Origin of the sequence: Kitasatospora sp. GAS204B (genome assembly GCF_029892155.1) — a bacterium.
Lineage (GTDB): Bacteria > Actinomycetota > Actinomycetes > Streptomycetales > Streptomycetaceae > Kitasatospora.
Genome location: NZ_JARZAG010000024.1, coordinates 1 through 15,263 on the forward strand (window position 1 = coordinate 1; position 15,263 = coordinate 15,263).

10 protein-coding genes are annotated in these 15,263 nt (G+C 68.2%); all 10 read right to left on the reverse strand.

Annotated elements, in window-relative coordinates; translation table 11 throughout:
* Window positions 1-115 precede the first annotated feature (115 nt).
* The gene (gene galE, locus P3T41_RS27660) at window positions 116-1,135 is read right to left on the reverse strand and encodes a UDP-glucose 4-epimerase GalE (RefSeq protein ID WP_280693251.1); all 1,020 of its coding nucleotides are present in this window, start codon (window positions 1,133-1,135) and stop codon (window positions 116-118) included.
* 209 nt (window positions 1,136-1,344) lie between these two features.
* Window positions 1,345-5,250, reverse strand: coding sequence for a DNA-directed RNA polymerase subunit beta' (locus P3T41_RS27665; RefSeq protein ID WP_280693252.1), 3,906 nt, complete (start codon window positions 5,248-5,250; stop codon window positions 1,345-1,347).
* A 101-nt stretch (window positions 5,251-5,351) separates the two neighbouring features.
* Window positions 5,352-8,825, reverse strand: coding sequence for a DNA-directed RNA polymerase subunit beta (gene rpoB, locus P3T41_RS27670; RefSeq protein ID WP_280693253.1), 3,474 nt, complete (start codon window positions 8,823-8,825; stop codon window positions 5,352-5,354).
* A gap of 662 nt (window positions 8,826-9,487) precedes the next feature.
* The gene (gene rplL / locus P3T41_RS27675; RefSeq protein WP_280693254.1) at window positions 9,488-9,868 is read right to left on the reverse strand and encodes a 50S ribosomal protein L7/L12; all 381 of its coding nucleotides are present in this window, start codon (window positions 9,866-9,868) and stop codon (window positions 9,488-9,490) included.
* 92 nt (window positions 9,869-9,960) lie between these two features.
* Complete coding sequence (gene rplJ, locus P3T41_RS27680; protein WP_280693255.1) at window positions 9,961-10,524, reverse strand: 50S ribosomal protein L10; 564 nt, start codon at window positions 10,522-10,524, stop codon at window positions 9,961-9,963.
* A gap of 349 nt (window positions 10,525-10,873) precedes the next feature.
* Window positions 10,874-11,731 carry a hypothetical protein gene (locus P3T41_RS27685; protein ID WP_280693256.1) on the reverse strand — a complete coding sequence of 286 codons (858 nt, stop codon included), beginning with the start codon at window positions 11,729-11,731 and terminating at the stop codon, window positions 10,874-10,876.
* Between the two features lie 95 nt (window positions 11,732-11,826).
* The gene (locus P3T41_RS27690; protein WP_280693257.1) at window positions 11,827-12,690 is read right to left on the reverse strand and encodes a hypothetical protein; all 864 of its coding nucleotides are present in this window, start codon (window positions 12,688-12,690) and stop codon (window positions 11,827-11,829) included.
* Window positions 12,691-12,935: 245 nt separating this feature from the next.
* Entirely contained in the window at window positions 12,936-13,658 is a 723-nt protein-coding gene (gene rplA / locus P3T41_RS27695) for a 50S ribosomal protein L1 (protein ID WP_280693258.1), read from the reverse strand.
* A 73-nt stretch (window positions 13,659-13,731) separates the two neighbouring features.
* A complete protein-coding gene (gene rplK / locus P3T41_RS27700; protein WP_280693259.1) occupies window positions 13,732-14,166 on the reverse strand; it encodes a 50S ribosomal protein L11 in 435 nt (144 codons plus the stop codon).
* 157 nt (window positions 14,167-14,323) lie between these two features.
* Complete coding sequence (gene nusG / locus P3T41_RS27705) at window positions 14,324-15,190, reverse strand: transcription termination/antitermination protein NusG (protein WP_280693349.1); 867 nt, start codon at window positions 15,188-15,190, stop codon at window positions 14,324-14,326.
* Between the last annotated feature and the right edge of the window lie 73 nt (window positions 15,191-15,263).

The window sequence follows — 15,263 nt, forward strand, 5'->3', positions numbered from 1 at the left end:
GAGAGCTTCGAGGCCGCACTCCACCTCCGAGGCTCGATCATGTGGCTGAAGCACCTCACCTCAACCACATGATCCGAACCCCGAACAGCTCCTAGTGCCCGTAGTACCCGGGACGTCAGGCTTCCGGGAAACCGTCCGGGTTCTGCGACTGCCAGCGCCAGGTGTCCGCGCACATGTCGTCGATGGTGCGGGTGGCCACCCAGCCGAGCTCGGCCTGGGCCTTGGCCGGGTCCGCGTAGGAGTCCGCGATGTCGCCGGGGCGGCGCGGCGCGTCGACGGTCGGGATCTCCCGGCCACTCGCCTTGGCGAACGCCGACACCATCTCGCGGACCGAAGTCGGCCTCCCGGTGCCCAGGTTCCAGGTCGAGACCGGCTCCTGCGTCTCGCCCAGCTTCTTCAGGGCGGCGACGTGGCCGGCGGCCAGGTCCTCGACGTGCAGGTAGTCACGCCGCGCGGTGCCATCGGGCGTGGGGTAGTCGGTGCCGAAGACCTGGAGGCCGTCGCGTCGCCCGACGGCGACCTGGGCGACCAGCGGCATCAGGTTGTTGGGCACCCCGTGCGGGTCCTCGCCGATCGTCCCGGACTGGTGGGCGCCGACCGGGTTGAAGTAGCGCAGCAGCGCGATCCGCATCTCCGGGTCGGCCACGCCGAGGTCGCGCAGCATCTGCTCCTGCATCACCTTGGTCCAGCCGTAGGGGTTGGTCGCCGAGGTGGGGAAGGGCTCCCGCATCGGCGCCGGCGCGTCCTCGCCGTAGACGGTGGCGGAGGAGGAGAAGACCAGCTTCTTGACACCGTGCGCACGCATCGCGGCCAGCACGGAGAGGGTCGAACCGAGGTTGTTCGCGTAGTACTCGAGCGGCATCGCGACGGACTCCCCGACCGCCTTCAGCCCGGCGAAGTGGATCACCGCGTCGAACGCCCCCTGGGCGAAGAGACGGTCGGTCTCGTCCTGGTCGGTGAGGTCGATGACGTGGTGCTTGATCGGCACGCCCGACAGCGACTCGAGGCGGCCGAGGACCGACGGCTTGCTCCTGCTGAAGTTGTCCGCGATCACCACCTCGTGGCCCGCCGCGATGAGCTGGAGCGTGGTGTGAGAGCCGATGTAACCGCTGCCACCGGTGACCAAGATTCGCATGGCGGCACACTACCAGCCGACTTTCGCCGGGCCTGAGGCTGCCGGAATCGCGGCAGCCACGTCCTCGCACGCTCGCTCGGCGGCATGGCCGCCCGTCGCGAGCCGGACTGGACGACGCCTGGGGACGCCTGGGGACGCCTGGGGACGCCTGGGGACGCCGCAGGGCGGCCACCCCGGTGGGGTGACCGCCCTGCGGTTCAGCGACCGACTCAGCCGGTGTACGGCCCGTAGTCGTAGTCGTCCAGCGGAACCGCCTGGCCGGAGCCGGCGCCGAAGGGCGACAGGTCGTAGTCGTCGTAGCCGACGGCCGAGTACATCGCGGCCTTGGCCTCCTCGGTCGGCTCGACCCGGATGTTGCGGTAGCGGGGCAGACCCGTACCGGCCGGGATGAGCTTGCCGAGGATGACGTTCTCCTTGAGGCCCAGCAGCGGGTCCGACTTGGCGTGGATCGCCGCGTCGGTGAGCACCCGGGTCGTCTCCTGGAAGGAGGCGGCCGACAGCCAGGACTCGGTGGCCAGCGAGGCCTTGGTGATACCCATCAGCTGCGGACGACCGGAGGCGGGGTGACCGCCCTCGGAGACCACCCGACGGTTCTCGGTCTCGAAGCGGCCGCGCTCGACGAGCTCGCCCGGGAGCAGCTCGGCGTCGCCCGACTCGATGATCGTCACGCGGCGGAGCATCTGCCGGATGATGATCTCGATGTGCTTGTCGTGGATCGACACACCCTGCGAGTTGTAGACCTTCTGGACCTCGGCGACCAGGTGAATCTGGACGGCACGCTGGCCCATGATCCGCAGCACGTCGTGCGGGTTGGTGGCGCCCTGGGTCAGCTTCTGGCCGACCTCGACCGCCTCGCCCTCGCTGACCAGCAGCTTGACACGCTTGGAGACCGGGTAGGCGATCTCCTCGGTGCCGTCGTCCGGGGTGACGACGAGCTTGCGGGTCTTCTCGGTGTCCTCGATCCGGACCCGGCCGGAGGCCTCCGAGATCGGGGCCACACCCTTGGGGGTACGGGCCTCGAAGAGCTCGACGACACGCGGCAGACCCTGGGTGATGTCGTCACCGGCCACACCACCGGTGTGGAAGGTACGCATGGTCAGCTGGGTGCCGGGCTCACCGATGGACTGGGCGGCGATGATGCCGACCGCCTCACCGATGTCGACCAGCTTGCCGGTGGCCAGCGAACGGCCGTAGCAGAAGGCACAGGTGCCGACGGCCGACTCACAGGTCAGGATCGAACGGGTCTTGACCTCGCCGATGCCGTGGCGGATCAGCTCGTCGATCAGCACGTCACCGAGGTCGGTGTTGGCGGTCGCGATGAGCTTGCCGTCGACGGTGATGTCCTCGGCCAGCATGCGGGCGTAGACGCTGGTCTCGACGTCGTCGGCCTTGCGCAGCACGCCGTCCTCGCCGACCGAACCGATCGCCAGCTTGAGGCCGCGCTCGGTGCCGCAGTCCTCCTCGCGGATGATCACGTCCTGCGAGACGTCCACCAGACGACGGGTCAGGTAACCCGAGTCGGCGGTACGCAGCGCGGTGTCGGCCAGACCCTTACGGGCACCGTGGGTGGAGATGAAGTACTCCAGCACCGACAGGCCCTCACGGAACGACGCCTTGATGGGACGCGGGATCGTCTCGTTCTTGGCGTTCGACACCAGACCACGCATACCGGCGATCTGACGCATCTGCATCATGTTTCCGCGAGCACCCGAGTCGACCATCATGAAGATGGGGTTGGTCTTCGGGAAGTTCGCGTTCATGGCCTCGGCGACCTCGTTGGTCGCCTTGGTCCAGATGTTGACCATTTCCTGCTTGCGCTCGTCGTTGGTCATCAGACCGCGCTCGTAGTTCTTCTGGACCTTCTCGGCCTGCGCCTCGTAGCCCTCGAGAATCTGCGGCTTGCTCGGCGGCACGACGACGTCCGAGATCGAGACGGTGACACCGGACCGGGTCGACCAGTGGAAGCCGGCCGCCTTCAGGTTGTCCAGGGTCGCCGCGACGATGACCTTGGGGTAGCGCTCCGCCAGGTCGTTGACGATCGCGGAGAGCTGCTTCTTGCCCACCTCGTAGTCGACGAACGGGTAGTCCTCGGGCAGCAGCTCGTTGAAGAGCGCGCGGCCCAGGGTGGTGTTCAGGCGGAACGGCTCGCCCTCGGTCCAGCTCGGCCGGCCGTCGGTCCACTCGGCGTCCACCACCGGCGGGGTCCAGCCGCGCGGCGGCACGGTGCCGATCGGCAGCCGCAGCTCGATCGGGGCCTGGACGTCCAGCTCGCGGGCGTCGAAGGCCATGATCGCCTCGGCGGTCGAGGAGAAGGAGCGGCCACCGCCCTTCACCTCCTCGCGGTCCGAGGTGAGGAAGAAGAGACCGAGCACCATGTCCTGGGTCGGCATGGTGACGGGGCGACCGTCGGCCGGCTTCAGGATGTTGTTCGAGGACAGCATCAGGATGCGGGCCTCGGCCTGCGCCTCCGCGGAGAGCGGCAGGTGGACGGCCATCTGGTCACCGTCGAAGTCCGCGTTGAACGCGGTGCAGACGAGCGGGTGGATCTGGATGGCCTTGCCCTCGACCAGCTGCGGCTCGAAGGCCTGGATGCCGAGGCGGTGCAGGGTGGGCGCACGGTTCAGCAGCACCGGGTGCTCGGCGATGACCTCTTCGAGGACGTCCCACACCACCGGGCGCGCGCGCTCGACCATGCGCTTGGCCGACTTGATGTTCTGCGCGTGGTTCAGGTCGACCAGGCGCTTCATCACGAACGGCTTGAAGAGCTCCAGCGCCATGGCCTTGGGCAGACCGCACTGGTGCAGCTTGAGCTGCGGGCCGACGACGATGACCGAACGGGCCGAGTAGTCGACGCGCTTGCCGAGCAGGTTCTGACGGAAACGACCCTGCTTGCCCTTCAGCATGTCGCTGAGGGACTTCAGCGGACGGTTGCCGGGGCCCGTCACCGGGCGACCACGACGGCCGTTGTCGAAGAGGGCGTCGACCGCCTCCTGGAGCATCCGCTTCTCGTTGTTCACGATGATCTCGGGCGCGCCGAGGTCGAGCAGCCGCTTCAGGCGGTTGTTGCGGTTGATCACGCGGCGGTACAGGTCGTTCAGGTCGGAGGTCGCGAAGCGGCCACCGTCCAGCTGCACCATCGGACGCAGGTCCGGCGGGATCACCGGGACGCAGTCCAGCACCATGCCGTTGGGCTTGTTGGTGGTCTGCAGGAAGGCGGAGACGACCTTGAGGCGCTTGAGCGCACGGGTCTTCTTCTGGCCCTTGCCGGTGCGGATGATCTCGCGCAGCCGCTCGGACTCCTCGGCCAGGTCGAAGGTCTCCAGGCGGTCCTTGAGGGCCGCCGCGCCCATCGAGCCGGAGAAGTAGGTGCCGAACCGGTCGCGCAGCTCGCGGTAGAGCAGCTCGTCACCCTCGAGGTCCTGGACCTTGAGGTTCTTGAACCGGGCCCACACCTCGTCCAGGCGGTCGATCTCGCGCTGCGCACGGTCGCGCAGCTGCTTCATCTCACGCTCGGCACCCTCGCGCACCTTGCGGCGCACGTCGGCCTTGGCGCCCTCGGCCTCCAGCTCGGCCAGGTCGGTCTCGGCCTTCTTGGCCCGAGCCTCGAGGTCCGCGTCACGGCGGTTCTCGATCTGCTGGCGCTCGACGGAGACGTGCGCCTCCAGGGACGGGAGGTCGCGCTGGCGACGCTCGTCGTCCACCCAGGTGATCATGTAGGCGGCGAAGTAGATGACCTTCTCGAGGTCCTTCGGCGCCAGGTCGAGCAGGTAGCCCAGACGGCTGGGGACACCCTTGAAGTACCAGATGTGGGTGACCGGGGCGGCCAGCTCGATGTGGCCCATCCGCTCACGACGCACCTTGGCGCGGGTCACCTCGACGCCGCAGCGCTCGCAGATGATGCCCTTGAAGCGGACACGCTTGTACTTACCGCAGTAGCACTCCCAGTCCCGGGTGGGACCGAAGATCTTCTCGCAGAAAAGGCCGTCCTTTTCCGGCTTCAGCGTGCGGTAGTTGATGGTCTCCGGCTTCTTGACCTCGCCGTGCGACCACTGGCGGATGTCGTCGGCGGTCGCGAGGCCGATGCGGAGCTCGTCGAAGAAGTTGACGTCAAGCACTGGTCGTCAAGCCCTCTTTCGTAAGTCGAAAGTCGTTCATCTGGTCTGAGGGGGGCCTGGGGGCGGGCCGGCTGCTGATCGCGCAGCCGGCCCAACCTCCGTCAGACCTCTTCGACGCTGCTCGGCTCGCGCCGGGACAGGTCAATACCGAGCTCCTCGGCGGCGCGGAAGACATCCTCGTCGGAGTCCCGCAGCTCGATGTTGGAACCGTCCGAGGACAGCACCTCCACGTTGAGGCAGAGCGACTGCATTTCCTTGATGAGCACCTTGAAGGACTCGGGAATGCCGGGCTCGGGGATGTTCTCGCCCTTGACGATCGCCTCGTAGACCTTCACGCGGCCCAGGACGTCGTCGGACTTGATGGTGAGCAGCTCCTGGAGGGCGTACGCCGCGCCATAAGCCTCGAGTGCCCACACCTCCATCTCACCGAAGCGCTGACCACCGAACTGCGCCTTACCACCCAGCGGCTGCTGGGTGATCATCGAGTACGGACCGGTCGAACGAGCGTGCAGCTTGTCGTCGACCAGGTGGTGCAGCTTGAGGATGTACATGTAGCCGACCGAGATCGGCATCGGGAACGGCTCGCCGGAGCGGCCGTCGAACAGCCGGGCCTTACCGGTGGAGTTCACCAGGCGCTCGCCGTCACGGGTGAGCGTGGTGTGGTCCAGCAGACCGGTGATCTCGTCCTCGCGGGCGCCGTCGAAGACCGGGGTGGCGAGGTTGGTGCCACCCTCGACCTTGTCCGCGCCGATCGCCTGCAGGCGGCGGGCCCACTCGTCGGCCAGACCGGAGACGTCCCAGCCCTGCTGGGCGAGCCAGCCGAGGTGGATCTCCAGGACCTGTCCCGGGTTCATTCGGGACGGGACACCCAGCGGGTTGAGGATGATGTCGACCGGGGTGCCGTCCTCGAGGAACGGCATGTCCTCGACGGGGAGGATCTTGGAGATGACACCCTTGTTGCCGTGTCGGCCGGCCAGCTTGTCACCGTTGGTGATCTTGCGCTTCTGGGCCACGTAGACCCGGACCAGCTGGTTGACGCCCGGGGGCAGCTCGTCGCCCTCTTCGCGGTCGAAGACGCGCACGCCGATGACCTTGCCGGACTCACCGTGCGGCACCTTCAGCGAGGTGTCGCGGACCTCACGGGCCTTCTCACCGAAGATCGCGCGGAGCAGGCGCTCCTCCGGGGTCAGCTCGGTCTCACCCTTGGGCGTGACCTTGCCGACCAGGATGTCGCCGGTGACGACGTCCGCGCCGATCCGGATGATGCCGCGCTCGTCGAGGTCGGCGAGGACCTCCTCGGAGACGTTCGGGATGTCCCGGGTGATCTCCTCCGGACCCAGCTTGGTGTCACGGGCGTCGACCTCGTGCTCCTCGATGTGGATCGAGGAGAGGACGTCGTCCTGCACGAGGCGCTGCGACAGGATGATCGCGTCCTCGTAGTTGTGACCCTCCCAGGACATGAAGGCGACGAGCAGGTTCTTGCCCAGCGCCATCTCGCCCTCGTCGGTGCACGGGCCGTCGGCCAGCACCTGGCCGGCCTCGACCCGGGCGCCCTCGTCCACGAGCACCTTCTGGTTGAAGGCGGTGCCCTGGTTGGAACGGGTGAACTTGGCGGCGCGGTACGTGTTGTACGTGCCGTCGTCGTTGGCCACGGTGACGTAGTCGGCCGAGACCTCCTGCACCACACCGGCCTTCTCGGCGGTGATGACGTCCGCGGCGTCGACGGCGCAGCGGTACTCCATGCCGGTGCCGACCAGCGGAGCCTCGCTCTTCAGCAGCGGCACCGCCTGGCGCATCATGTTCGAGCCCATCAGCGCGCGGTTGGCGTCGTCGTGCTCGAGGAAGGGGATCATGGCGGTCGCGACCGACACCATCTGGCGCGGCGAGACGTCCATGTAGTCGATCTCGGTGCCGGGGATGTAGTCGATCTCGCCGCCACGGCGACGCACCAGCACGCGCGGCTCGGCGAAGTGCAGGTCCTCGGTCAGCGGCGCGTTGGCCTGCGCGATGACGAAGCGGTCCTCCTCGTCAGCGGTCAGGTAGTCCACCTGCTCGGTGACGATGCCCTCGACGACCTTGCGGTACGGGGTCTCGATGAAGCCGAAGGCGTTCACCCGGCCGTACGAGGCCAGCGACCCGATCAGACCGATGTTCGGGCCTTCGGGGGTCTCGATCGGACACATGCGGCCGTAGTGCGAGGGGTGCACGTCACGGACCTCGAAGCCGGCCCGCTCACGGGACAGACCACCGGGGCCCAGCGCGGACAGACGACGCTTGTGGGTCAGGCCCGACAGCGGGTTCGTCTGGTCCATGAACTGGGACAGCTGGCTGGTGCCGAAGAACTCCTTGATGGAGGCGACGACCGGCCGGATGTTGATCAGGGTCTGCGGCGTGATCGCCTCGACGTCCTGGGTGGTCATGCGCTCGCGCACGACGCGCTCCATCCGGGCCAGGCCGGTACGGACCTGGTTCTGGATGAGCTCGCCGACGTTGCGCAGGCGACGGTTGCCGAAGTGGTCGATGTCATCGACCTCGACGACGATGTCGCGACCCTCGTTGTCACGCCACTCGGTCTCGCCCGCGTGCAGCTTCACCAGGTACTTGATCGCACCGATGATGTCGGGCTCGGTGAGCACGCCGGAGTCCAGCGACTCGGCGTTGCCCAGCTTGCGGTTGACCTTGTAGCGGCCGACCTTGGCGAGGTCGTAGCGCTTGGGGTTGAAGTAGAGGTTCTCGAGCAGGGTCTGCGCGGCCTCACGGGTCGGCGGCTCGCCGGGACGCAGCTTGCGGTAGATGTCGAGCAGCGCGTCGTCCTGGCCCTGGGTGTGGTCCTTCTCCAGGGTGGCGCGCATCGACTCGTACTCGCCGAACTCCTCGAGAATCATCTCGTTGGTCCAGCCGAGAGCCTTGAGCAGCACGGTGACCGACTGCTTGCGCTTGCGGTCGATGCGGACACCGACCATGTCGCGCTTGTCGATCTCCATCTCCAGCCAGGCACCACGCGAGGGGATGACCTTGCAGGAGTAGATGTCCTTGTCGGACACCTTGTCCAGGGTGGAGTCGAAGTACACGCCCGGCGAGCGGACGAGCTGGGAGACGACGACACGCTCGGTGCCGTTGATCACGAACGTGCCCTTGTGGGTCATGAGCGGGAAGTCGCCCATGAAGACCGTCTGAGACTTGATCTCACCGGTCTCGTTGTTCGTGAACTCGGCGGTGACGAAGAGCGGGGCCGCGAAGGTGAAGTCGCGGTCCTTGCACTCGTCAATGGAGTTCTTCGGCGGCTCGAAACGGTGGTCGCGGAAGGTCAGGGACATCGACCCGCTGAAGTCCTCGATCGGGGAGATCTCTTCGAAGATCTCCTCCAGACCGGACTTCGTGGGGACGTCCTGACCACTCTCCAGGGCCGCCTCGACCCGGGACTTCCAGGCCGCGTTGCCGAGCAGCCAGTCAAAGCTCTCGGTCTGCAGGGCCAGGAGGTTCGGGACCTCGAGGGGCTCCTTGATCTTCGCGAAGGAGACGCGGAGCGGGGCGGTGGAATTGGCGTTGTTCGAGGCGTTGCGCGGCGCGGCCAAGAGGGGGGTCCTTCCGAGGGCTCGGAGCTCACTACGCGCGTACCGGCCGGGCCTTGCCGAGGGGGGAAACCCCAGGTCAGGGCAGCGCAGACTCCGGGCGACGAGTCACGGAGCAGCTAACAGGCAGCGCAAAGGGACAGTGTAGCCAAAGGCGACACTGCTGTCCAGCCCTGATTCGGAGACCGAATCGGACACTCCCTACTGCTCGACCTGCCACTGCCTACTACTGCCGCTACTACTGCCACTGCTACTGCCCTGGGCAGCCCCTGCGCACCGCAGCGGTGCCCAACCTCGCCTGAGGCAGACACCGCGACTCACGTGGAGTCATTTCCCGCCGCGCCCCCTGGTTATGCATCCAGGGGCCACTCAAACTAACGGCCGACCGCTCTCGCGGTGTCGGCGCGCGCCTCGAGAATCGCGCGCCGCGTGCCGTTCGTCAAGGCCCTGCCGAAGCGCGGACCTCGCACTCTCCATCGCTCCGGGCACCCGACGCGTTACAGCGGACCCGGCACAAGTGCCGCCGGGGCCCCCGCCGCGGTGGGCGAGCGGAACGTGATCACCTTACCCGGCGGGGCTGACAGAAGGCTGACAGCAAAAGGCCGGGCCGGCCACCCGCGAGGGGTGGCCGGCCCGGCCCGAAGAGCTCGCTCAGGAGCGAGAAGTCACTTGACGGTGACCTTGGCGCCAGCGGCCTCGAGGGCAGCCTTGGCCTTCTCGGCAACGTCCTTGGCGACCTTCTCCAGCACCTTGGCGCCGGCGGTGTCAACGAGGTCCTTGGCCTCCTTCAGGCCGAGGGAGGTCAGGGTGCGCACCTCCTTGATGACCTGGATCTTCTTGTCGCCGGCACCCTCGAGGATGACGTCGAACTCGTCCTGCTCCTCGACGGCCTCGACGGCAGCGGCCGGGCCGGCCGGGCCGGCGGCGACGGCGACGGCCGCGGTGACGTCGAACTTCTCCTCGAACGCCTTCACGAACTCGGAGAGCTCGATGAGGGTCATCTCCTCGAACTGCGCGAGCAGGTCGTCCTGGGACAGCTTCGCCATGATGGCGTCCTTCCACTAATTCGGCAGGTGGTGCCGGGATGTACGGGGTTGGCGGGCGCGGGCCCGCTGCGAGGGCGTCAGCCCGTCGCCGATTACTCGGCGGCGGCGTCCTCGGCGGGAGCCGGCGTACCGGCACCGCCCTGCTCGGCCTTCTTCTCGCGCAGCGCGTCCACGGTGCGGACGAGCTTCGAGGGCAGGGCCTGGAAGACCGCGGCAGCCTGCGAGGGCTTGGCCTTCATGGCACCCGCCAGCTTGGCGAGCAGCACCTCGCGGGACTCGAGGTCCGCGAGCTTCTTGATCTCATCGGCGGTCAGCGCCTTACCGTCAAGGACACCGCCCTTGATGATGAGAGCCGGGTTCTCCTTGGCGAAGTCACGCAGAGCCTTCGCCGACTCCACCGGGTCACCGGTGACGAAGGCGACAGCCGTCGGACCGGTGAACTGGTCGTCGAGCTCCGTGATCCCGGCCTCATTGGCCGCAATCTTGGTCAGCGTGTTCTTCACCACGGCGTACTGGGCGTTAGCACCCAGCGAGCGACGCAGGGTCTTGACCTGCTTCACCGTCAGACCGCGGTACTCGGTCAGCACGGCCGCGTTGGAGGAACGGAACTTGTCCGCGATCTCCGCGACGGCAGCAGCCTTGTCGGGCCTTGCCATAGGCTTACGCCTCCTTCCGTGATGTCGAGGTCGGCCGACCTGGACAAGTCGACCTACTGTGCCGTCGGACCATGGAAGGGAAGGAAGCCCTCGCGGAGAACTCGTCGCGAGAACGAGAAGAGCCCCGGCGCACAGGGCGCTCGGGGCTCGTGACGGACCTCGACGGCCGAACGGGGAAACCGTACGGACGGAAGTCCAAGCTCCAGACACTCCTGCGCGGGCTGCCTGCGACGAAGCGCAGATCCTTCGGTCGAGCGTCTCCTCACGGACACGGCACGACAACCAGCGGTCTTTGGCAGAGCCCAGCGTACGGGTTGAGGCGTACGGACACCAAATCCGGTGCGCGGGCTCAGGAGCTGCCGAGGTCCTGGGTGTCGCCCTCGGCCGGCGCGGTGACGGCCAGCTGGCTGCTGCCGAAGTCGCTGTACTGCACCACCTGCACCAGCTCGCCCTTGCTGCCGGCGCCGGAACGCTGGAGCTGGACCAGCTGGTCCTTGTCGTTGAGCCAGAGGTCCAGGCTCAGCGCGCCCACCCCGCCCTGGCCGAGCGTCGCCGCCAGCTGGGTGCGGCGGTCGGCGGTCAGCAGGTTGAGCTGGGCGGCCGCGTAGCCGGCGACCGTGACGGTGGCGGTGTAGTGCTCCGCGGTCTGATCGCCCACCTTCTCCTCCCCCACCTTCTGCAGGTCGCCGGCGTTCGCCGCGGCGGTGACCGCCTGCAGCGGGTTGAGCTGGTCGACCAGCGCGGCGAACGGCGTCTCGGGGCGGCCGTCGGGGCCCAACACCTCGGCGCTCTTCTGCCAGTGCTTGCCACCCAGCCGGGCCGCGGTGGCCGCGTCGCCCCCCTGGTAGCTGATGGTGTCCATGACGATCAGCTGATCGGTGGCGCCCGGGGTGGTCTTGGTCAGCTGCATGATCGTCCGCGGCGCCCAGTAGAGCACCCCGTCGGCGCTGTCGCTGGTGCCGTCCGGGTTGTCGAAGCGGTAACTGAGCTTGGCCCGGCGGGCGGTCTGCAGCACCTGCTCGGCGGAGAGCAGGACGCCCTGCGGGGAGCGGTCGGCCGGCTTGGAGGGCGAGGCGGAGGCGGTGACGGACGGGGAGGGCGTGGCGCCGACCACCGGCCGGCCACCGCCCCCGCCACAGGCCGCCAGGGCAGCGGCCAGCGCGACGGCGACCACCGCCGCGCCCGCTGTCCTGTGCGCTCCCGCCACGCCCGCCTCCTGCTCCGGTCCGATCAGCTCAGAGTGCCATGTGTTCGTTGACCGCTCCCCTGGGGGTCAGGTCATGCGAGTCCCCTCGCCGGGATTCAGCCGAGGCTGCTGAGCAGCTTGAGGGCGTCGGCCGGGGCGGCCTGGTCGCTCGCGGCTGGCGGGCTGACGCTGACCTTCACGCCGAGGTTGGAGTACTTGACGGTGCTGGCGCTGGAGCCGCCGGCGCCACTGCTCGGTGAGGAGCCGTCGGAGGTCTGCTCCTGCATCTGGACCAGCTGGTGCTTGCCGTCCACCCAGAAGTCGGTGATCACCGTGGCGCCGCCGGAGGTGGCCACTTGCAGGGCGGCCTTGCGCTGCGCGTCGGTGAGGTTGGGCAGCTGGTCGACCAGGCTCTGGGCCGGCATCGAGCTGCGGTAGTGCGTGGTGCCGGTGCCCGCCAACTGCTCCGAGCCGACCTTGCTGAGCGTGCCGTTCTGCGCGGCGACGGTGAGCTCGGCGGCCGGGTTCATCAGCACGGCCAGCGCGGTGAACGGATCGCCCATGCCGGCGGCGCCGGACGACGTGGTGAGGTCGAGCCAGTGCTTGCCACCGACGGTGGCGGCCTGGGTGTCGTCCACGCCGAGGTAGGAGCTGCCGTCCACCGCCCGGAACTTGATCGTCTTGCCGGACTGCTGCTCGGACAGGTCCAGGGCCGGCTTGCCGCTCCAGGCGTAGACGCCACTGCCGCTGCCCGAGGAGCCGCCGGCGGAGGTGAGGGCGACGTCGGCGCTGCCGGCCTTCTGCATCACGGCGGCCGCCGCGACCAGCTCAGCCTTCGGCCCGAGGTCCGGCAGGGCGGGCGCACCCGCGTTCCCGCCAGTGGCGCCGGTGCTCGACTTGGCGCTGCTCCCGCAGGCCGCCAGCGACCCGATCAGCAGGGCCGACCCGGTCAACGCCGCCGCGATCCGCACGATGCGCACGGTGATTCCCCCTTTTGTACGTCTCTCTGATGACCTGCGGACTCTAACCGACCATGAGGACAGGGCGAGAGGGGGTTTCGGTTCCCGGGGCGAGAACGGGTCAGGGCCCGTGCTCCCTGTGGAGCACGGGCCCTGACGGTGCGTCAGACCAGATCGGTCCGACCAGATGGATCACATCAGGTGGATCAGACCGACGCTGTGCGAATGGGCTGGTCCTGCCACCTCACTCGCAAGCTCGCTCGGCGTCAGACCGACGCCGGGTCTTCCTCGACGAGGAGGTTCCGGGTGCGGTTCGGGTCGACCTGGATGCCGGGGCCGATCGTGGTGGAGATCGCGGTCTTCTTGATGTAGCGACCCTTGGCGGCGGACGGCTTGGCCCGCAGGACCTCGTCCAGCGCCGCGGCGTAGTTCTCGACCAGCTGCTCGTCGGTGAAGGAGGCCTTCCCGATGATGAAGTGCAGGTTCGAGTGCTTGTCCACGCGGAACTCGATCTTGCCACCCTTGATGTCGGTGACAGCCTTCGCCACGTCCGGGGTGACGGTGCCGGTCTTCGGGTTCGGCATCAGACCACGCGGACCGAGCACGCGGCCCAGGCGGCCGACCTTGCCCATCAGGTCCGGGGTGGCGACGACGGCGTCGAAGTCCAGGCGACCCTTGGCGACCTCGTCGATCAGCTCGTCGGAGCCGACGATGTCGGCGCCCGCAGCCTCCGCAGCCGCGGCACGGTCACCGGTCGCGAAGACCAGGACCCGGGCGGTCTTACCGGTACCGTGCGGCAGGTTGACGGTGCTGCGGACCATCTGGTCGGCCTTGCGCGGGTCGACACCCAGACGCATGGCAACCTCGACGGTCGCGTCGAACTTGCTGGTGGAGGTCTCCCGGGCGAGGCGGATGGCCTCGAGCGGGGCGTACAGGCGGTCGCTGTCGACCTTGAGGTCCGCGGCCTTGAGAGCCTTGCTGCGCTTCACTGCTGCTCCTGAGTTGTGGAGTCGTGGTGTACGGGCCGCGCTGGCCCTACCACTGAACGACGAAAGAAGGGGTTCAGCCCTCGACCGTGATGCCCATGGACCGGGCGGTACCCGCGATGATCTTCGCGGCGGCGTCCAGGTCGTTGGCGTTCAGGTCGGGGAGCTTGGTGGTGGCGATCTCGCGCACCTGGGCCGAGGTCAGCTTGGCGACCTTGGTCTTGTGCGGCTCGCCGGAGCCCTTCTCCACGCCCGCGGCCTTCAGGATGAGGCGCGCGGCCGGCGGAGTCTTGGTGATGAAGGTGAAGCTGCGGTCGTCGTAGACCGTGATCTCCACCGGCACGACCATGCCACGCTGCGACTCGGTCGCGGCGTTGTAGGCCTTGCAGAACTCCATGATGTTGACGCCGTGCTGACCCAGCGCGGGGCCGACCGGCGGGGCCGGGTTGGCCGCACCGGCGTTGATCTGGAGCTTGATAAGCCCCGTGACCTTCTTCTTCTTGGGAGGCATGTCTCTCCGGGTCCTTCCTTCGATGGACGTGTGCACGGCTCCGGGGCGACACCCGGGTATGCGTACACACAGCGGACCAGGCTAACGCGGATACGTCGCCCGGCCAAAACGGGTTCGGGGGCGGGGCCTGGGCCCCGCCCCCGAGAAGGCTCTGCGGTCAGTTCTTCTGGATCTGGTCGAACGACAGCTCGACCGGGGTCTCGCGACCGAAGATCTCGACCAGGCCCTTGACCTTCTTCGAGTCGGGGTTGATCTCGTTGATGGTCGCCTGCAGGGTGGCGAACGGACCGTCGGTGACGGTGACCGAGTCGCCGACCTCGAAGTCGAGCACCTGGATCTCGGCCGGGCGGACCTGCGAGGGCCGGCCGGCCTCCTTGGCCGCCGCACGCTCGACGTCGGGGGCCAGCATCTTGACGACCTCGTCCAGGGTCAGCGGGTACGGGTCGTAGGCGTTGCCGACGAAGCCGGTGACACCCGGGGTGTTGCGCACCACGCCCCAGGACTCGGCGGTCAGGTCGAGGCGGACCAGCACGTAGCCGGGGAGCTTGTTCTGCCGGATCGTCTTGCGGTCGCCGTTCTTGATCTGGACGACCTCTTCCTGCGGCACCTCGGCCTGGAAGATGTACTCCTCGACGTTCAGCGAGACGGCGCGCTGCTCCAGGTTCTGCTTCACCCGGTTCTCGTAGCCGGCGTAGGTGTGGATCACGTACCACTCGCCGGGCAGGGTGCGCAGCTCCTCACGGAACTTGGCGACCGGGTCGACCTCCTCGGCCGGCTCCTCCTCGACGGCGACCTCGGTGAACGCCTCGTCGGCGGCCGCCTCGGCGTCGCCCACCTCGTGCAGCGCGGCCTCCTCGGCGGACAGGCCGGCCTCGGCCTCCGCCGCCTCGACCTCGTCCTCGTCAGCGTCCACGCCGTCGACGATCTGCTCGGCGTCCTCGGAGAAGTCCCCGTCCTCAGCGGCCTCGACAGCGTCGGCCTCGACGGTGGCGGCCTCGGCGTCGGCAGCCTCAGCCGCATCCAGCTCGGCGGCGACATCCGCCTCGCGGACGGGCTCGTCGGCGTCGTACAGAGGGGACTCAGACACGGTGGCTGCT